This is a genomic window from Bifidobacterium platyrrhinorum (assembly GCF_010667645.1).
In the GTDB taxonomy this organism is placed as follows: Bacteria; Actinomycetota; Actinomycetes; order Actinomycetales; family Bifidobacteriaceae; genus Bifidobacterium; species Bifidobacterium platyrrhinorum.
The window spans coordinates 226,669-244,150 of the sequence record NZ_WHZV01000001.1 but is presented as its reverse complement, the minus strand read 5'-3'; the positions used below and the strand labels follow the sequence as shown (position 1 = coordinate 244,150).

At 67.9% G+C, this 17,482-nt stretch carries 14 protein-coding genes; 8 read left to right on the top strand and 6 right to left on the bottom strand.

What is annotated here, in order from left to right; translation table 11 throughout:
- The first annotated feature begins 5 nt into the window (after positions 1 to 5).
- Positions 6 to 1,205 carry a phosphoglycerate dehydrogenase gene (gene serA / locus GFD21_RS00960; RefSeq protein ID WP_163196050.1) on the top strand — a complete coding sequence of 400 codons (1,200 nt, stop codon included), beginning with the start codon at positions 6 to 8 and terminating at the stop codon, positions 1,203 to 1,205.
- A gap of 98 nt (positions 1,206 to 1,303) precedes the next feature.
- Here serA and nrdR read toward each other — a convergent pair whose 3' ends face one another.
- Together nrdR and GFD21_RS00950 are read right to left on the bottom strand one after the other, a co-directional pair.
- Positions 1,304 to 1,744, bottom strand: coding sequence for a transcriptional regulator NrdR (nrdR, locus tag GFD21_RS00955; protein ID WP_163196049.1), 441 nt, complete (start codon positions 1,742 to 1,744; stop codon positions 1,304 to 1,306).
- A 59-nt stretch (positions 1,745 to 1,803) separates the two neighbouring features.
- Positions 1,804 to 2,085, bottom strand: coding sequence for a LysM peptidoglycan-binding domain-containing protein (locus GFD21_RS00950; RefSeq protein WP_225431518.1), 282 nt, complete (start codon positions 2,083 to 2,085; stop codon positions 1,804 to 1,806).
- A gap of 152 nt (positions 2,086 to 2,237) precedes the next feature.
- Between GFD21_RS00950 and lexA the strand changes: the two genes are divergently transcribed.
- Together lexA and GFD21_RS00940 are read left to right on the top strand one after the other, a co-directional pair.
- The gene (lexA, locus tag GFD21_RS00945; protein WP_163196048.1) at positions 2,238 to 2,996 is read left to right on the top strand and encodes a transcriptional repressor LexA; all 759 of its coding nucleotides are present in this window, start codon (positions 2,238 to 2,240) and stop codon (positions 2,994 to 2,996) included.
- A 175-nt stretch (positions 2,997 to 3,171) separates the two neighbouring features.
- On the top strand, positions 3,172 to 4,116 hold the full coding sequence (locus GFD21_RS00940; protein ID WP_163196047.1) for a cation diffusion facilitator family transporter: 945 nt from the start codon (positions 3,172 to 3,174) through the stop codon (positions 4,114 to 4,116).
- A 214-nt stretch (positions 4,117 to 4,330) separates the two neighbouring features.
- On the opposite strand, the gene GFD21_RS00935 is transcribed toward GFD21_RS00940, so the two are convergent.
- Both GFD21_RS00935 and hflX read right to left on the bottom strand, forming a co-directional pair.
- A complete protein-coding gene (locus GFD21_RS00935; RefSeq protein WP_163196046.1) occupies positions 4,331 to 5,293 on the bottom strand; it encodes an L-lactate dehydrogenase in 963 nt (320 codons plus the stop codon).
- A 195-nt stretch (positions 5,294 to 5,488) separates the two neighbouring features.
- Positions 5,489 to 6,961 (bottom strand): GTPase HflX, encoded by a 1,473-nt coding sequence (gene hflX / locus GFD21_RS00930; RefSeq protein WP_163196045.1) that lies wholly within the window; start codon positions 6,959 to 6,961, stop codon positions 5,489 to 5,491.
- Between the two features lie 144 nt (positions 6,962 to 7,105).
- Here hflX and GFD21_RS00925 point away from each other — a divergent pair, with 144 nt between their 5' ends.
- The 5 genes from GFD21_RS00925 (at position 7,106) to GFD21_RS00905 (ending at position 15,084) form a co-directional block, all read left to right on the top strand.
- A complete protein-coding gene (locus GFD21_RS00925; RefSeq protein ID WP_163196044.1) occupies positions 7,106 to 7,759 on the top strand; it encodes a class I SAM-dependent methyltransferase in 654 nt (217 codons plus the stop codon).
- An 84-nt stretch (positions 7,760 to 7,843) separates the two neighbouring features.
- The gene (locus GFD21_RS00920; RefSeq protein WP_163196043.1) at positions 7,844 to 12,016 is read left to right on the top strand and encodes a DUF3418 domain-containing protein; all 4,173 of its coding nucleotides are present in this window, start codon (positions 7,844 to 7,846) and stop codon (positions 12,014 to 12,016) included.
- Positions 12,017 to 12,159: 143 nt separating this feature from the next.
- Positions 12,160 to 12,465 carry a YhbY family RNA-binding protein gene (locus GFD21_RS00915; RefSeq protein WP_163196042.1) on the top strand — a complete coding sequence of 102 codons (306 nt, stop codon included), beginning with the start codon at positions 12,160 to 12,162 and terminating at the stop codon, positions 12,463 to 12,465.
- A gap of 131 nt (positions 12,466 to 12,596) precedes the next feature.
- The gene (locus tag GFD21_RS00910) at positions 12,597 to 13,358 is read left to right on the top strand and encodes a TM2 domain-containing protein (protein WP_163196041.1); all 762 of its coding nucleotides are present in this window, start codon (positions 12,597 to 12,599) and stop codon (positions 13,356 to 13,358) included.
- A 250-nt stretch (positions 13,359 to 13,608) separates the two neighbouring features.
- Positions 13,609 to 15,084, top strand: a complete 1,476-nt coding sequence (locus GFD21_RS00905; RefSeq protein WP_225431583.1) for an MDR family MFS transporter — start codon at positions 13,609 to 13,611, stop codon at positions 15,082 to 15,084.
- Between the two features lie 302 nt (positions 15,085 to 15,386).
- Here GFD21_RS00905 and GFD21_RS00900 read toward each other — a convergent pair whose 3' ends face one another.
- Positions 15,387 to 16,409 carry an ABC transporter permease gene (locus GFD21_RS00900; protein ID WP_163196040.1) on the bottom strand — a complete coding sequence of 341 codons (1,023 nt, stop codon included), beginning with the start codon at positions 16,407 to 16,409 and terminating at the stop codon, positions 15,387 to 15,389.
- Complete coding sequence (locus tag GFD21_RS00895; protein ID WP_404801539.1) at positions 16,406 to 17,479, bottom strand: ABC transporter permease; 1,074 nt, start codon at positions 17,477 to 17,479, stop codon at positions 16,406 to 16,408. The genes GFD21_RS00900 and GFD21_RS00895 overlap by 4 nt, the downstream gene beginning before the upstream one ends.
- Positions 17,480 to 17,482: the final 3 nt, after the last annotated feature.

Genomic DNA, 17,482 nt, shown 5'->3' with positions numbered 1-17,482 from the left:
GAGACATGCCTAAAGCACTGTTACTGGAGAACATTCACCCGGATGCGGCCAAGTCGCTGCGCGACCACGGATTCGAGGTCGAGACGATGAAGGGCGCGCTGAGCGAGGACGAACTCATCGACGCGCTCGAGGGCGTGGACCTGGTCGGCGTGCGTTCCAAGACGAGCGTGACGCGCCGCGTGCTCGAGGCGCGTCCGACGCTGTCCGCGGTGGGATGCTTCTGCATCGGCACGAACCAGGTGGACCTCGATTTCGCCGGCGAGCAGGGCATCGCCGTGTTCAACGCCCCCTATTCCAACACGCGTTCGGTGGTGGAGCTGGTGGTCTGCGACATCATCTGCCTGATGCGCCGCATCCCCGCGCACACGCATCATCTCAAGCACGGCGTGTGGGACAAGACGGCCACCGGGTCGCACGAGGTGCGCGGCAAGACGCTCGGCATCATCGGCTACGGCAACATCGGATCCCAGCTGAGCGTGCTGGCCGAGGCGCTGGGCATGCGCGTGGTGTTCTACGACCTGGAGGAGAAGCTGGCGCTGGGCAACGCCCACCGCTGCGCCACGCTCAACGAGCTGCTCGAGCAGTCGGACGCGGTGACGATCCACGTGGACGGCCGCAAGTCGAACACCGGGTTCTTCGGCGAGGACCAGTTCGCCCATATGAAGCAGGACGCCATCTTCATCAACGCCTCGCGCGGCTTCGTCGCCGACCTGGGCGCCCTCAAGCAGCACCTCGACTCCGGGCACCTGTCCGGCGCGGCCGTGGACGTGTTCCCGGTCGAGCCGAAGAAGACCGGCGACCCGTTCGAGACCGCCCTGGCCGACGAGGACAACATGATCCTGACCCCGCACATCGGCGGCTCCACGCTCGAGGCGCAGGAGTCCATCGGGCATTTCGTCTCGCAGCGTCTCGAGGACTACTGGGAGAAGGGGTCGACCTCCCTGTCGGTGAACCTGCCGCAGATCAACCTGGGCGACAACCGCGGCGTGGCCCGCATCGCGCACCTGCACGCCAACCTGCCCGGCGTGCTCGCCCACGTCAACCGCGTGCTCGGCGAGGAGAACATCAACATCGCCGCGCAGTCGCTGGGCACCGAGGGCGAACTCGGCTACGTGGTCACCGACGTCTCGCAGCGCCCGTCGAAGGCCGCCCTGGAGGCGCTGCGCTCCATCGAGGGCACCATCCGCATGCGCGTGATCTCCTGACGGAGGCACGCGGCGGCGCCCGTGCGTCGGCACCGCGACGACGAGGCCCCGGCGACCCGTTCCTATCGGTTCGCCGGGGCCTCGTCGTCGCGGTGCGTTCAGTCCTTGAGCGCGTCGATGGCGCGCTGGAAGTCGGAGAGGTCCTCGAAGTTCTGGTAGACGCTCGCGAACCGCAGGTAGGCGACCTGGTCGAGATCGCGCAACGGCCTGAGGATGGCCTTGCCGACCTCGTCCGAGGTGACCTGCGCCTGACCGGTGGATCGCAGGTCCTCCTCGACGCGCTGGCCGAGCTTTTTGAGGTCGTCCTCCTTGACCGGACGGCCCTGGCAGGCCTTGCGCACGCCGGAGATCACCTTGTCGCGGTTGAACGGTTCGAGGCTGCCCGAGCGCTTCTCCACCAGCAGGGTGGTCGTCTCCAGCGTGGTGAACCGCTTGTTGCAGTGCAGGCACATGCGCCTGCGGCGGATCGAGTATCCGTCCTCGCTGACGCGGGTTTCGATGACCTTGGTCTCGGCATGATGGCAATACGGGCAATGCATGACCTCCACCATACCGTGAACGCCCCCGGACGCGCCAACGCCGGGGTTTCGGCTCCCCCTCACCGTTTCGGCACGATGATGCGCTGGCCGGCGCGCAGGGCGGACCCGTCCATGCCGTTGAGCCGCATCAGCTCGTCCACCGTGCTCGACACGTCCCCTCCCTCGGGCGTGGCCATCTCCGCATAGGTCCACAGCGACTGGCCGGGCTGCACCGTGTAGCTCGTCACCTCCACCGGTCCCGATGCGCTGGTGGCCCTCACGGGCATGCACAGCCCGATTCCCGCCCAAGCCAGGGCCGCCGCCGATACCACCACGAACACGCGCGTCAACATCCTCGTCATGGCAACCACATCCTTTCGAACATGTGTTCTATCGAACATCCGTACTGATTGTTGCACATTTGTTCGAACGCCGCAACCCGCCGCGTCGAACAAATGTTTGAGTTCACCGTCGATTCACGCTATGCTGTCACTATCGTTGAAAGGAGTGCGCCGTGAGCACGATACCGTTCCATCCCCGGGGCGCCGCCGACGCGGACGCGAGCACCCTCACGGACCGCCAGCGGCTGATTCTCGAGGCCATCCGCTCGTATCAGAGCGAACGGGGCTTCTCCCCCTCGTTCCGCGACATCGGCGGGGCCGCCGGACTGAAGAGCCCGTCCTCGGTGAAGCACCAGCTCCAGGTGCTGGAGGAGAAGGGGTTCATCCGCCTCAATGCGAACAAGGGACGCGCCATCGAGATCCTGGGACCCGCGCGGAACGTCTCCCCCGCCGCATCGTCGGGAACATCGCGCGGCGCCGACGGGGCGGCCGTGCGCACCGCCGAGGTCATCCCCTTCCCCTCCCCCGCCGTCGATCCGCCCGCCTCGGTGGCGCAGTCGCGCGACGTGCCTTTGGTCGGCCGCATCGCGGCGGGCGTCCCGATCACCGCGGAGCAGCATGTGGATGACGTGATGCGCCTTCCGGAACGGCTCACCGGCCCGGGCGGCAATCTGTTCATGCTCGAGGTGCATGGCGATTCGATGATCGACGCCGCCATCTGCGACGGGGATTTCGTGGTGGTGCGCGAGCAGCAGGACGCCGTCAACGGCGACATCGTGGCGGCGCTGCTGGACGGGGAGGCCACGGTGAAGACCTATCGCAGGGAGGGCGGGCATCTGTGGCTCATGCCGCACAATCCCGCCTATCCGCCGATCGACGGCACGCATGCGACCATCATGGGCAGGGTGGTGACGGTGCTGCGCAAGCTGTGAACGCCCATACGTCCGCGTCGCACGGGGCGCCGCCGCGTCATGGCGTGCGCCGCATGGGACGTGGTATAGTCGTTCGTCACTGGGACCCCGGCATCGAGCCGGGGTCCTCGTCGTTTCACAGGCAATCGTGAATGGTATTGAGAAGCGGTTTCATCACCGCGGTATGGGAGGGATCATGGCTCATGTGCATTCGTCCGCGCCGGGGGACGTCTCCGGCGCGGGATCGGCGGCGCATCAGCGTCGTCTGATGGCGACGCTGGCGGTCACGGGTTCGGTGTTCGCCGTGGAGGTGGCCGGCGCGTTCCTGACGGGCTCGTTGGCGCTGCTGGTGGATGCGGGGCATATGCTGACGGACATGTCGGTGCTGGTTGCCTCGACGGTGACGGCGATGCTGATGCGTCGCAGGCCGAGCAGCACGCGCACGTGGGGTTGGGCGCGCCTTGAGGTGCTGACGGCCGCGGCCGGCGCGGTGGTCCTCTTCATCGTGGGGGTGTATGCGCTGGTGGAGGCGGGCATGCGCCTGTTCGGTGGGGCGCCCGATGGGATCGGCGATGTGCGGCTGCTGTTGTTCGTCGGCGTTCTGGGCCTGTCGGCGAATGTGGCGTCGATCTTCATTCTCGCTTCGCAGCGCGGCGACAACCTGAACATGCGGGCGGCGTTCCTCGAGGTGCTGAACGACGCGCTGGGTTCGGTGGCCGTGGTGCTGTCGGCCCTGGTGATGATGTCGACGGGCTGGTCGGGGTTCGATGCGGTGGCGGGCGGCGTCATCGCCCTGCTGATGATCCCGCGTGCGGCGTCGTTGCTCCATCATGCGGTGCATGTGCTGTTGGAGGAGACCCCGGAGGGGTTGGATCTGGACAAGGTGCGCGAGCATATGGAACAGGTGCCGCATGTGGTGGCGGTGCATGACCTGCATGCGAGCACGGTGTCGACGGGCATGCCGTTCCTCATGGCGCATGTGGTGGTGGAGCGGGGGCTCACGATGGAGCAGGGCGCCCTGATCCTCAAGCGGCTGCAGGATTGCCTGCGGGAGCATTTCCCCGTGTCGATCCCGCACACCACGTTCCAGTTGGAGCCGGAAGGCTACGACTCCCCCTCCGACGAGCACCTCCACGATTAGCGGGCCGGACCATACCTGGCAGGACCGCGTGCGGCACCTCCCGCCGGCGGGAGCGGGAAAGAAAACCCCTGTACGGGCCACAAGGCACCCGTACAGGGGTCATTTCATGAAAAAGCGTTCTACGCGTACGGTCCCAAGGCGTGCAGAGCGAAGGCGCACGAAGATGCGTCGAACTCTCCGCAACGCGGAGAACGCCCCGCAGAACGGTTTTTCATCAGAAGCCGAACTGGGCGGCGGTCTCCTTCAGCGTCTCGGCGGAGCGCTTGAGGGCCGCGAGCTCCTTGTCGGAGACCGGGGTGTTGATGGCGGTGTTGACGCCGGCGCGGTTGATGAGGGTCGGGACGGACATGCACACGTCGGAGATGCCGTGGAAGTCCTTGAGCATGGAGGACACCGGCAGGATGCGGTTGGAGTCCTTGAGGACGGCCTCGATGATGTCGACGCCGGACATGCCGATGGCGTAGTTGGTCGCGCCCTTGCCGTTGATGATCTTGTAGGCGGCGTTCTTGACGTCCTGGTGGATCTGCTCGCGGGTGTCGGCGTCGAGCGGCTCGTGGCCCGGCAGCGGGGTCCAGTCGAGCATCGGGACGCCGCCGATGGTGGCGGAGGTCCACAGCGGGACCTCGGAGTCGCCGTGCTCGCCGGCGATGTAGGCGTGGACGTTCTTGACGTTGACGCCGGTCTGCTGGGCGATGAGGAAGCGCAGGCGGGCGGAGTCGAGGTTGGTGCCGGAGCCGAAGACCTGGTTCTCGGGCAGGCCGGAGATCTTCTGGGCGACGTGGGTGGCGATGTCGACCGGGTTGGTGATGAGCATGTAGATGGCGTTCGGGGCGACCTTGACCAGGTTCGGGATGATGGCCTGGAGAATCTTGACGGTGGCGCCGACGAGCTCGAGGCGGGACTGGCCCGGCTTCTGGCGGGGGCCGGCGGTGATGACGACCATGTCGGCGTCGCGGCAGATCTCCGGATCGTCGGAGCCGTCGATGGAGACGGTCGGGTAGAAGCTGGAGCCGTGCTGCATGTCGAGCACCTCGGCCTCGACGCGCTCCTTGGCGATGTCCTCGAGGACGATCTCGCGGGCGATGCCGCGCTGGGCGGCGGCGAACGCGAGGGTGGAGCCGACGGCGCCGGCGCCGATGACAGCGAGCTTCGTGGGCTTGTTGACCAATTCTGCCATGTTAATGAACCTCTCTTAGAGTCAATGCCCGTTGGACGGGCATCATTCAACCAACGCGTCCCAATGTACTCGCACAACGTGACGTCACGACTGACGACGCTTGACGAAACCCTTGCAACGTCAACGTTGTTACCGCTCACATTGACACTATGCCGAAAATGTGGGCAAAGTCACACCACCATGTGGCCCATGCGATCAGTCGACGGAGGCGGCCACGACCTGCGCGGCGAGACGCGAGTCGACGTCCGCCACGACCCGCACGCCGTCGTCGCGCCATTCGACGGCGGATACATGGCCGTATTCGCGCACGCGCGACAGCAGGGCGCCGGCCGTGTAGGGCAGCAGCGCCTCGACGTGCACGTTCGGCACCGGCAGCAGCGCCTCGACCGCGTCGCGCAGCGCGTCGACGCCGAGTCCGGAGGCCGCCGAGACGATGTGCGCGTCCGGTTCGAGCGCGGCGAGACGTTCCAGCGTCGCCCCGTCGCACATGTCGGCCTTGTTGAACGCGATGACGCGCGGGATGGACTCGGCGCCGTCGATGTCGGCGAGCACCTCGTTGACCGCGTCGATCTGGGAGAACGGATCCGGGTGGGAGCCGTCGACGACGTGCAGGATCACGTCGGCCTCGGCGACCTCCTCGAGCGTGGACTTGAACGCCTCGACGAGCTGCGTGGGCAGGCGGCGCACGAAGCCGACGGTGTCCACGTAGGCGTAGAGGCGGCCGTCGCGGGCCTTCGCGCGGCGCACGGCCGTGTCGAGCGTGGCGAACAGCGCGTTCTCGACGAGCTCGGCCGAGCCGGTCAGCCGATTGGTCAGCGACGACTTGCCGGCGTTGGTGTACCCGACGACGGCGATGGTGGGCAGCCCGTAGCGCCGGCGCGAGCCGCGCTTGACCTCGCGGGCCGGGGCCATCTCGCGGATCTGCTTCCTCAGGCGGGCGATGCGCGTGCGGATGACGCGGCGGTCCATCTCGATCTTCGTCTCGCCCGGGCCGCGCGAACCGATGCCGCCGTCGGCGCCGGCCGCGCGGCCGCCGGCCTGGCGGGACAGCGAACCGCCCCAGCCTCGCAGGCGCGGCAGCATGTACTCGAGCTGTGCGAGCTCCACCTGCGCCTTGCCCTCGCGGCTGGTGGCGTGCTGGGCGAAGATGTCGAGGATCACGGCCGTGCGGTCGACCACCTTCACCTTGGCCGCGTCCTCAAGCCCGCGGCGCTGGCTCGGCGGCAGGTCGTCGTCGACGATGATGGTGTCGGCCTCCTCGCGCGCCACGATGTCGGCGATCTCGCGCGCCTTGCCGGAACCCACATAGGTGGCGGCGTCCGGCTTGAGACGGTGCTGCAGCAGACCGTCGCACACCTCGGCGCCCGCGGTCTCGGCGAGCGCGGCGAGCTCGCGCAGCGACTCCTCGGCCTTGGCCTGCGTCGTCTTCGCGCTCGACCACACGCCGACGAGCACGACGCGCTCGAGGCGCACCTTGCGGTATTCGACCTCGGTGACGTCCTTGAGCTCGCCCAGACCGGCGACGTGCTTCAACTGGTTGCGCGACTCGCGCTCGGCCCATTCCTCGTCGTGGCGTTCCGCCGTCCCGACCCGTCCTTCGTCAAGCAGGACCTCGGACGATTCGGCGAGGACGCCGCCGCCGGCGTCGGGTTCGCGCGGTTCTGCCATGGTTTCGGCGCTACGGGTCAAGGCCACCTCTTTCGCGGGTCCGTGAAGGTATCTCGATGGAGCTATCGTTCCTTATTATCATCATTGAGATGACATGCGCCGGCGAGGCCGGCATGACGGCGGACACGAAGGAGACACGACACGATGGCGGAACAGTATTTCTCGGCCGAACCCTCGTCGAAGGACGTGCGGCGCACGCTGCACGTCGCGTTGCGCGGGCACGATATGGACGTCGAGACGTCGCACGGCGTCTTCTCCGGTTCCCGTCTCGACCTGGGCACGTCGGTGCTGCTGCGCCACGCCCCCGAGCCGCCCGAGGACGGCGACCTGCTGGATCTCGGCTGCGGCTGGGGCCCGGTCTCGCTGGCGCTGGCCGCCGAATCCCCCGAGGCGCGCGTGTGGGCGGTGGACGTCAACGAGCGCGCGCTGGAGCTGACGGCGGCGAACGCGCGGCGCAACGGCGCCGCGAACGTGCGCGTGACGGCGACGGACGCGCAGGGCGCGCCGCTCGCCGACCAGCCGATCGACGTGTGCGAGGCGATGCCCGCGGACCTCATGTTCGACGCGATCTGGTCGAACCCGCCGATCCGCATCGGCAAGGAGGCGCTGCACACCCTGCTCATGGCGTGGCTGCCACGCCTGAAGCCGGGGACGGGAGCCGCGTATCTGGTCGTGCAGAGGAACCTCGGCTCGGATTCGCTCATCCCCTGGCTGGCCGATGCCCTGGGCGAGGGTTACGCGGTGGGCAAATACGCCAGTTCCAAGGGATTCCGTATCATTGAGGTTTTGCGCAGGTAACGCGCTTTCGGCCATGCGCGCGGGCACGACGCGCGACCGGACGACACAGCCAGCAGAGAGTCAACAGGAAGTCAGCCCATCAGCATGCGTTTCGAATATCCAGCCGAATTGCCGGTCTCGGCGGCGCGCGACGAGATCGCCGACGCCGTCCGTCACAGCCAGGTGGTGATCGTCTCCGGACAGACCGGCTCGGGCAAGACCACGCAGCTGCCGAAGATCCTGCTGGAGCTGGGGCGCGGCACGCACGGCAGGCAGATCGTCCACACGCAGCCGCGCCGCATCGCCGCGCGCACGGTCGCCGAGCGCATCGCCTCCGAGATGGGCGTACGGCTCGGCGACGAGATCGGCTATCAGGTGCGCTTCACCGACGAAAGCTCGCCGAACACGCGTCTGCGCGTGGTGACCGACGGCATCCTGCTCGCCCAGATCCAGCGCGACCCGCAGCTGAGCCGCTACGACACGATCGTCATCGACGAGGCGCACGAGCGCAGCCTCAACATCGACTTCCTGCTCGGCTACCTCACGGCCCTGCTGCCCAAACGCCGCGACCTGAAGCTCGTCATCACGTCCGCGACCATCGACTCGGAGAAGTTCCAGGAGCATTTCGAGCACGCCCTGCACGAGAAGGTGCCGGTCATCGAGGTCTCGGGCCGTACCTATCCGGTGCAGGTCGTCTACGAACCGCTCGGCACGGCGCCCGCGCTGATGCGCGAGGTGCCGGGCTTCGCGACGGGCGCGCGCCCGGGCGACGCCGACTACGAGGAGCTGGCGAACGCGATCGCCGGCGAGGACGACGGCCCGTCGCGCGGGGGCCGCGGGCCGGCACGCAACGCGAACCCGTCGTACGAGGACGACGGCATCACCGACATGCCGACGGCCGTGGCGCGCGCCTGCGCCGAGCTCGTCATCCACTCCTCGCACGAGCGGGGCCCGCGCGACATCCTCGTGTTCGCGTCCGGAGAGCGCGACATCCACGAGTTCGAGGCGGCGCTGCGGCATCACTACGGCCCTCGCGCCGAGGACATGCGCCGCGCGGACGCCATCGAGATCATGCCGCTGTTCGCGCGCCTGTCCGCCGTCGACCAGCACAGGGTGTTCGAGGCGCACACGCACCAGCGCATCGTCATCGCGACGAACGTGGCGGAGACGTCGCTGACCGTGCCGGGCATCCGCTACGTGGTCGATCCGGGCACGGCGCGCATCTCCCGCTATTCGAAGACGGCGAAGGTGCAGAGGCTTCCGATCGAGCCGATCAGCCAGGCGAGCGCCAACCAGAGGAGCGGCCGCTGCGGCCGTGTGGCGGACGGCATCGCGATCCGCCTCTACTCGCGCGAGGATTTCGAGACGCGTCCGCGTTTCACCGAGCCGGAGATCCTGAGGACCTCGCTCGGCGCCGTGGTGCTGCACATGCTGTCGGTGGGCGTGGCGCGCACCGCCGAGGACGTGACCGGATTCGGCTTCATCGACCCGCCGGACGTGAAGGCCGTCTCCGACGGCTTCAACGAGCTCACCGAGCTCAAGGCCGTGGCGAGGAAACGCGGCGAGGTGACGCTCACGCACATCGGCCGCCAATTGGCGCGCATCCCGATCGACGTGAGGCTCGGGCGCATGGTGATCGAGGCGGCGCGCACCACGTCGCCGAACACGCTGGCCGCGGTGCTCGTCGTCGTCGCGTTCCTGAGCCTGCAGGACCCGCGCGAACGCCCGGACGAGAAGCGCGAGGAGGCGGACCGCATCCACAACCGCTACGCGGACCCGACCTCCGACTTCCTGACGGCCCTGAACATCTGGGACCGCGTGTTCCAGGCCGACGGCAACCCGAGCAACAACGCGCTGCGCCGCATCTGCAAGGCCGAGTACTTCAGCTGGCTGAGGATGCGCCAGTGGAAGGACCTGGTCGCCCAGCTGACGCAGATGTGCCGTGAGATGAAGTTCAAGGTGGGCGACCCTCTGCCCGCCTCGCGCGCCGGACTCGAGATCCGCCAGCTGCCGATCAACCAGCAGGCGGCGCACTCGCTGTGCTGCTCGTGGGACGCGGAGGGCATCCACAAGTCGATGCTCGCCGGCCTCCTGTCGATGATGGGCATGCAGGTGGTGCGCGAGCCGAAGGCCTCCGACTACGCACACCTGAAGGGCGCGGCGCGGGCGAGGGCGCTGAAGCGCGCGCAGAAGATGTCGAAGAACGACTATCTGGGCGCGCGCGGCACGCATTTCGCCCTGTTCCCCGCCTCCGCGGTCGCCAAGTCGACGCCGAGCTGGGTGATGTCCACCGAACTGGTGGAGACCTCGCGCCTGTGGGCCCGGTATTCGGCGGTCATCGACCCGGCGTGGGCGGAGCCGCTGGCCGGCACGCTCACGCGCACCACGTACGCGGAGCCGCACTGGTCCGGTTCGCGCGGCTCGGCCGTGGCGAGCGCGCGCGTGCTCCTCTACGGTCTGCCGATCGTACAGGACCGCACCGTGCAGTGGGGTCGCATCAACCCGCCGGAGGCGCGCGACTTCCTGTTGCGGCAGGGTCTCGTGGAGGGCGACATCCAGCAGCGATTCGGCTACGACGACTTCGTCGCCAAGAACCTCAAACAGCTGGAGGAGGCGGCCGACGACGCGAGCCGCACGCGCCAGATCGCCGGGACCGCGTCCGACGAGGACCTGTTCGACTTCTACAACGCGGTCATCCCGCACGACGTGACGAGCGTCGCCGCCCTCGCCAAGTGGTGGAAGGGCGAGCACGACGCGCATCCGACGCTGCTCGACTTCGACCCGAGCAAGGTGGAGCGTCTTCAGTCCGCCGAATCGGTGAGCCTCGACGACTATCCGGACCACTGGCATACGCTCGGCACCGACGGCCAGCCGATCGACCTGAGATTGAGCTACGTGTACGACCCGTCCGACAAGGCGGACGGCGTCACCGTGCACGTGCCGTTGAAGGCGCTGTCGCGCATCACGCCCGAACAGTTCACGTGGAACGTGCCCGGCCTGCTCGACGAGCTCATCCTCGCGATGATCAAGGCGCTGCCGAAGAGGCTGCGCGTGCAGTTCGTGCCCGCGCCGGATGCGACGCGCAAAATCCGCGCGTGGATCGACGAACACTACCCGGACCTGCCCGGCTCCGGCTCGCAGCGCAAGCCGAACCTGCCGCCGGAGGACGCCGCGGCCGGCGACGACGCGGCGGGAACGCCGGAAGACGCCGCATGGCCGGACCTCGCGCACGTGTTCACGCGTGCCGCGATCGAGACGGTGGGCGCGCAGATCCACCCGGAGGTGCTGGGCCCGGAGCTCGTCGAACGGCTCTCCCCGTACCTGAAGATGACGTTCGCGGTCGAGCAGCCGCTGGACGACGCCCGGCGCGGCCGCAGACGCGGCAGGGCCGCGGTCAGGACGCTCGGCACCGGCAAGGACCTCAAGGCCTTGCAGGTGAGGTTCGCGCAGGAGGCGCAGGTCTCCGCGCGCAAGGCCGTGCGCCGCAAGGCCGACCAGGCCGCCGGACAGGGCAGGCTCGTCGAACAGGCGAACCTGCTGCACAAGGCGGGCGCGACCACCGAGTCGCGCGCGTCGATGCTGTGGCGCGGCGCGCTCGACGCGCTGAGGCTGCCCGACGAACGCGTCTCGTCGCGCTGGCTGGGCACCGAGGCGCTCATGCTCGCCGCGGCCCCCTACAAGTCGACGAAGGCGCTCGTCGAGGACCTGCAGCTGGCGGCCGTCAAACGGCTGCTGCCCGACGTGGACCGGCTGCCCGACGACGAGGCGCTGGCGAACGCGGTGCTCAACGTGCGCGAGGTGTACGAGGACACCGTCTACCAGGTGGCACACGACGTGATCGCGATCCTCAGACGCTATGCCGAGGTGGACAAAGCGGTGTCCGGCAAGGCGGACCTGCCGCTGCTGTCCGTGCTCCAGTCGATCCGCGAGCACATCGCCACGCTCGTGTTCCCCGGGTTCATCGGCGCCGCTCCCCCGGCCTCGCTGCGTCACATCGAACGCTACCTGCACGCCGATCTCATGCGCCTCAACAAAGCCAAGGCGGACAAGAACCGCGACGTGCGCTGGGCGTGGGAGGCTGACGAGGCGAAACAGCTCGTCGACAAGGCCATGGCCCGGGCGAAGGCCGAACCGGCGGGGCCACGGCATGAGGAGCTCATGCGCAAGGCGGTCACGGCACGCTGGCTGCTCGAGGAGTTCTACGTGAGCCTGTGGGCGCAGGAACTCGGCACGCCGAAGCCCGCGAGCCTGAACCGCATCCGCAAGGCCCTGGCCTGAACCGCATCCGCACAGGACCGGCGCCACACCACCCGCTACAATACAGGTCGATGCCGGCCGGGCCCCGCGCCCGGCCCCCACGGCACGGCCGCACGACAACGAACAGCCCGGCGACGGCCGGGAGACCAAAGGAAGCAACCATCATGGCACTGACCAAGAAGCAGACCCGCCAGCTGCGCGGACTCGCGAACACGCTCAACCCGCTCGTCAACATCGGCAAGAACGACGTGACCGACGCGCTCGTCAAGCAGGCGAGCGAAACGCTGGAGAAGCGCGAACTGGTGAAGTTCAGCGTGCAGGACGGCTCCGGCCTGACCGCCAAGGAGGCGGCGGAGAACCTCGCCGGGCAGCTCGGCGCCGAGGTCGTGCAGACCATCGGCAACCGCTTCACCCTCTACCGCCGGTCCAAGCGCAACGACGTCGAGCACATCCGCCTCGTGCGCGAATAGCAGGCGCCCGTCCGCGCCCCGGGCGGATTGCCGCGGGCCCGGACGGGCATGTCCGCGCGAAACGTGCGACAATGGCTGCAAGGCGCAAGCCGAGAACGAGAGCACGCATCTCCTCGAGAAGGGACTTCATCATGACGGCACCGGTACCGGAACCCACACAGCAAGGCGCGAACCAGGCGCAGGAACCCTATGTCCCGCCGGAGCCGACGGCCCCGGCGGCGCCCGCGGCTCCGGAGTCCCCGGCGCCCGTCCCCCCGGCCTATGAGGCACCGGCCTACGAGGCACCGGCCGCGCCTGAAGTCCCGCCCGTCCCCGCGACGCCCTCCTATGGCGCGCCCGAGCCCGGACCGTCCGCATACGCGGCCCCCGCCCAGCCGCAGGTGCCGCAGCAGCCGGCGGCCGCCGGATACACCGGCCAGCTCGAATACGGCCAGCCCTACGGACAGCAGTCCCCCTATGCACAGCCCCAACAGCCCCAACAGCCGTACGCGCAGCCCGAATACGGCCAGCCGTACGGCGCGCAGCAGCAGGCGCCCCAGTACACGCAGCCACAGCCGCAACCGCAGTACGCCGGGTACAACGCCGGATACACCGGCCAGCCGCCGCAGTACGCCGGCGCGGCCCCGTACGCCGCCGGCCCCGTGGGCACGAAGTCGAAGCTGGCCGCCGGCCTGCTCGGCATCTTCCTCGGCTCGCTGGGCGTGCACAACTTCTACCTGGGCAACACCGGCAAGGCGGTCGCCCAGCTGCTGCTCACCATCATCGGATGGATCATCATCATCGGCCCGCTGGCCGCCTCCATCTGGGGACTGGTCGAAGGCATCCTGATCCTGTGCAGCAAGCCGGGAAGCCCGTGGCACAAGGATTCCGACGGATACGAGCTGCAGGACTGAACGCCCGGCCGCTCACGGACGCGAACGAGACCCCGCATCGGCGCACACGCCGTGCGGGGTCTCGCCGTTCCGGTGGGACGGCGGGACGGCAGGACCCCGATGTCCTGCACGGCGCGCTACACTGCACAACGCCGGGAGCTCTCCGCGCCAATGCGGCCAGGGCCGGCTTCAGCATCCTGGACAGTCAGGCGATCTCGCGCGGGACCGATCGGGCGCGCGACCAGTACATCGATATGGAATGCATATGCATATGAAGCAAGAACACGGGGACGACCATGCCTCGAACGGCATGACGGACGAACGGATCCCCCTGAGACTCATCGGCGCGATCGTCGCCACCGGCGCGCTCGCCTTCATCGGCATCCTCACCGAAACGGTGATGACGGTGCTGTTCCCGCAGCTCATGCGGGAGTTCCGCGTGGACACCGCCACCGTGCAGTGGATCACCACCATCTACCTGCTCACCGTGGCCGCGACGATGCCGATGTCGTCGTTCCTCAAGCGTCGTTTCCGTCTGAAGGCGATCTTCGTGGCGGCCGTCGCCCTGGCGCTCGTCGGTTCGGTCATCATGATCGTCGCGAACGCCTTCCCGCTGCTCATCGTGGCGCGCGTCATCCAGGGCGTCGGTTCGGGCGTGGCCACGCCGCTGATGATGAACATCATCCTCGAACAGTCGCCCCGTTCGAAGATCGGGCGTCTCATGGGCGTGGGATCGCTCGTCATCACGGTCGCCCCGGCCATCGGCCCGACCGTCGGCGGCGCGGTGACGACGGTGCTGCCGTGGCGCGCGATCTTCGTGATCGCCGTGCCGTTCATCCTCGCCGCGTGCGCGCTCGGCCTGGCGTGCATCGAACAGAGGTCCCCCACCGAGGACGCCTACCTCGACCCGCTTCAGGTGGCCTCCATCATCGTCGCGCTCGTCGGCATGGTGCTGGGACTCAACCAGGCCGGTGTGGCGGTGAGCAACGCCGTCGCCGGGCATGACGCCACGCGCCCCGCCGTCGTCGCCACGACGAGCGTCGTGGTCGGCCTGGCCGCGCTGCTCGCGTTCTGCTGGCTCACGAAGCGTGCGTTCTCGCCGCTGCTCAGGCTCGGCATCCTGCGCGACCCGGTCGTGCTGCTGCATCTGGTCGCCTACCTCGTCATGCCGATCGTGTCCATCGGCTTCGGTTACGTGATCACCAACGTGGCGCAGCTGGGACTGGGCACGAACGCGTTCCTCGCCGGTTCCCTGGTGCTGCCGGGCGCGCTGGTCGGCGCCGTGTGCGCGCCGGTGGGCGGCTGGCTGTACGACCGTTTCGGCGCGGTCGGCCCCGTGCTCGTCCCCTTCGGCGTGGCGACGCTCGGTCCGGTGCTGCTGTTCGCGTTCGCCCTGCACCTGACCCCGGCGATGCTCGCCGGCTTCTACTTCGTGTTCGGCTTCTGCTTCGCGCTCGGCAACTCCAACGTGATGACGAGCGCCCTGGGCTCCATCCCCCACGAGTTCGCCCCCGACGGCAACGCGATCTTCAACACGGCGCTGCAGTTCGGCGGCGCGGCGGGCACCGCGCTGTTCTCCACGATCCTCGCCGTCGCCCAGGCCGGCCATGGTGCGGAGGGCTCCGCGGAGTTCATGCACGCCACGGCGGTGGGCGGCCAATGGGTGTTCGCCACGATGATCGCGATCTGCGTCGTCGGCTGGTCCTGCCTCGCCGCGGCGTTCCGCATCCGCGCGCATCGCGCGTGATCCGGTCCGAATCGGCCGTGCCGGCGGCATGGCATAGGTGATGAAAACGCATGTGGGGCGTGTCCGACGAATCGGGCACGCCCCACATGTGGATGAAAGGAAGGAAAAGAAGAAAGGAGTCGGCCGGTGGGGCGGAGTACCGTCCGTTCCCGCCCCGATGGGAGGGAACGGACCGGAAAACCCACCGACCTGTTCAATTATTTCGGTATTCGGTTGTTCTTCAATTATTTCGGTATTCGGCTGTCCCCCGGTCGTTCCGAAGGACCGGGCCGGTGGCCGCATGGACGGCCGCCGGCCGACCGCTATTTCTTGGAGCCGACCGCGGTCACCGCACGCTGCAGGACCACGAAGGCCAGGATCATCAGGCCGACCACGATGGTCGTCCACTCGGCCGGAACGCCGAAGTCGGAGGTCAGCGGGTCGATGATGGAGCGGACCAGGGCGCCGAGGGCGGAACCGAGGACGTAGCCGAAGCCGCCGGTGATGATCGTGCCGCCGATGACCACGGAGGCGACGGCGTCGAGCTCCCAGCCCACGCCGACCGTGTTCTTCGCGGAACCGAGGTTGGCGATGTACACGATCGAGGCCAGCGCGGCGAGGGTCGCGGAGGTGATGTAGATCGTGAACTGGGCGCGCTTGACGGGCAGGCCCATGAGCTCCGCGGAGGAGCGGGAACCGCCGATCGCGTAGATGGTGCGGCCGATGCGGGTGTGGTGCAGCAGGATGTAGCCGAACACCAGCACGACGAGGGCGATCACGACGCCGAGGTTGAAGTACAGGTCGTGGCTCAGCTTCGGGTTGTCGATGATCGTGATGTTCTCGGCGAGCACATCGAAGTTGTTGTCGTCCGGGAAGGTCAGCGAGTCGGTGGAGATGATGGAGGCGATGCCTCGGGCGAGGAACATCGTGGACAGCGTCGCGATGAACGGCTGCATGTTGAATTCCTCGATCAGGGTCGCCGCCAGGGTGCCGAACACGGCGCCGATCAGCAGCATGACGATCATCACCACGACGGAGGGGACGCCGGCGTTGGCCATCTTGATGCCGATGACGGCGGTGATGGCGACGATGGCGCCGACCGACAGGTCGATGCCGCCGGTGAGGATCGGCAGGGTCATGGCCACGGCCAGGATGATGAGGTAGGCGTGGTCGATGAACAGGGTGGAGATGAAGCCGAGTCGCAGGTAGGTGCCGAACAGGGCCTGGCCCATGATCATCATGAGGATGAAGATCACCACGGCCGCGATGGTCGGGATCATCTGGGCGTCGATGCGACGCGTCTTCTTCGCGGCCTTCTTGGCCGGGGTTGCCGTAGCGTTTGTCATGCTGCCACCGCCTTTTCAGAGGACTTGAGCGCGCGCTTGCGCTTGAGTTCCGCGCTCAGGTTACGAACCTTGGGAGCCTGCATCACGCAGATCACGATCACGACGACGGCGAAGAAGGCCGGCGTGGCGGCGGAATCGATGCCGAGGGTGATGATGGTCTTGCGGATCATGGCGATGATGACGGCGCCGACGGCGCTGCCTGCGAGGGAGAACTTGCCGCCGAGCAGCGAGGTGCCGCCGATGACGACCGCCAGGATGGCGTACATCTCGAGATCCTGGCCGGTCTTGACCACGTCGACGCGCATCACGGATGCGGTGGCGAACAGGCCGGCGATCGCGGCGAGGAAGCCGGAGATCGCGTAGACGAGGAAGAGGATCTGCTTGGGCTTGATGCCGGTCATGCGAGAGGCTTCGGGGTTGATGCCGACGGCCTCGATGAACATGCCCATGGCGGTCTTGCGGCACAGCAGGCCGACGAGGATCACGATGACGACGGCGATCACGAAGTTGGCCGGGATGCCGAGGATGAAGCCGTTGGCCATCCACTTGAGCGGCTCGCTGCCGGCCACGGAGGTGGCGTCGGTGTTCTCGCCGGAGGTGATGACCTTCGCCAAACCTCGGCCGGCGAGCATCATGATCAGCGTGGTGATGAACGGCTGCAGGCCGAGGAACGCGACGAGCGCGCCGTTGATGCAGCCGACGGCCAGGCCGATGACCAGGGCCAGCAGGATGGCGGCCCACACGTTCATGCCGCCGGTGAGGGCCTGCATGGCGGCGGCGCCGGCGACGGCCATCACGGAGCCGACGGACAGGTCGATGCCCGCGGTGGAGATGACCAGGGTCATGCCGGTGGCAATCATCAGGTATCGCGCGGATTCCTGGAGCATCGTGATGATCGGGCCCGCGAGGCCGCCGGTGTTGTCGTTCCAGCTCAGGGCGAGGAACGCGTGATCGAACACGGTGCACAGCAAAATCAGCAGGATGAGTGCGATGACCTCGACGGTGATGTTCGAGGAGAGCAGCTTCTTGAAGACGTTGGTCTTCTCTTCTTGCTTCTTGTCAGCCATCATCCC

Excerpts from the sequence above, each read along its gene's own strand:
- GFD21_RS00905 (WP_225431583.1), top strand. The coding sequence starts at position 13,609 with ATGAAGCAAGAACACGGGGACGACCATGCCTCGAACGGCATGACGGAC.
- hflX (WP_163196045.1), bottom strand. The coding sequence starts at position 6,961 with ATGGCAGAACCGCGCGAACCCGACGCCGGCGGCGGCGTCCTCGCCGAA.
- GFD21_RS00915 (WP_163196042.1), top strand. The coding sequence starts at position 12,160 with ATGGCACTGACCAAGAAGCAGACCCGCCAGCTGCGCGGACTCGCGAAC.
- GFD21_RS00925 (WP_163196044.1), top strand. The coding sequence starts at position 7,106 with ATGGCGGAACAGTATTTCTCGGCCGAACCCTCGTCGAAGGACGTGCGG.
- GFD21_RS00940 (WP_163196047.1), top strand. The coding sequence starts at position 3,172 with ATGGCTCATGTGCATTCGTCCGCGCCGGGGGACGTCTCCGGCGCGGGA.
- GFD21_RS00950 (WP_225431518.1), bottom strand. The coding sequence starts at position 2,085 with ATGACGAGGATGTTGACGCGCGTGTTCGTGGTGGTATCGGCGGCGGCC.
- GFD21_RS00900 (WP_163196040.1), bottom strand. The coding sequence starts at position 16,409 with ATGACAAACGCTACGGCAACCCCGGCCAAGAAGGCCGCGAAGAAGACG.
- nrdR (WP_163196049.1), bottom strand. The coding sequence starts at position 1,744 with ATGCATTGCCCGTATTGCCATCATGCCGAGACCAAGGTCATCGAAACC.
- GFD21_RS00895 (WP_404801539.1), bottom strand. The coding sequence starts at position 17,479 with ATGATGGCTGACAAGAAGCAAGAAGAGAAGACCAACGTCTTCAAGAAG.
- GFD21_RS00920 (WP_163196043.1), top strand. The coding sequence starts at position 7,844 with ATGCGTTTCGAATATCCAGCCGAATTGCCGGTCTCGGCGGCGCGCGAC.
- GFD21_RS00935 (WP_163196046.1), bottom strand. The coding sequence starts at position 5,293 with ATGGCAGAATTGGTCAACAAGCCCACGAAGCTCGCTGTCATCGGCGCC.
- GFD21_RS00910 (WP_163196041.1), top strand. The coding sequence starts at position 12,597 with ATGACGGCACCGGTACCGGAACCCACACAGCAAGGCGCGAACCAGGCG.
- serA (WP_163196050.1), top strand. The coding sequence starts at position 6 with ATGCCTAAAGCACTGTTACTGGAGAACATTCACCCGGATGCGGCCAAG.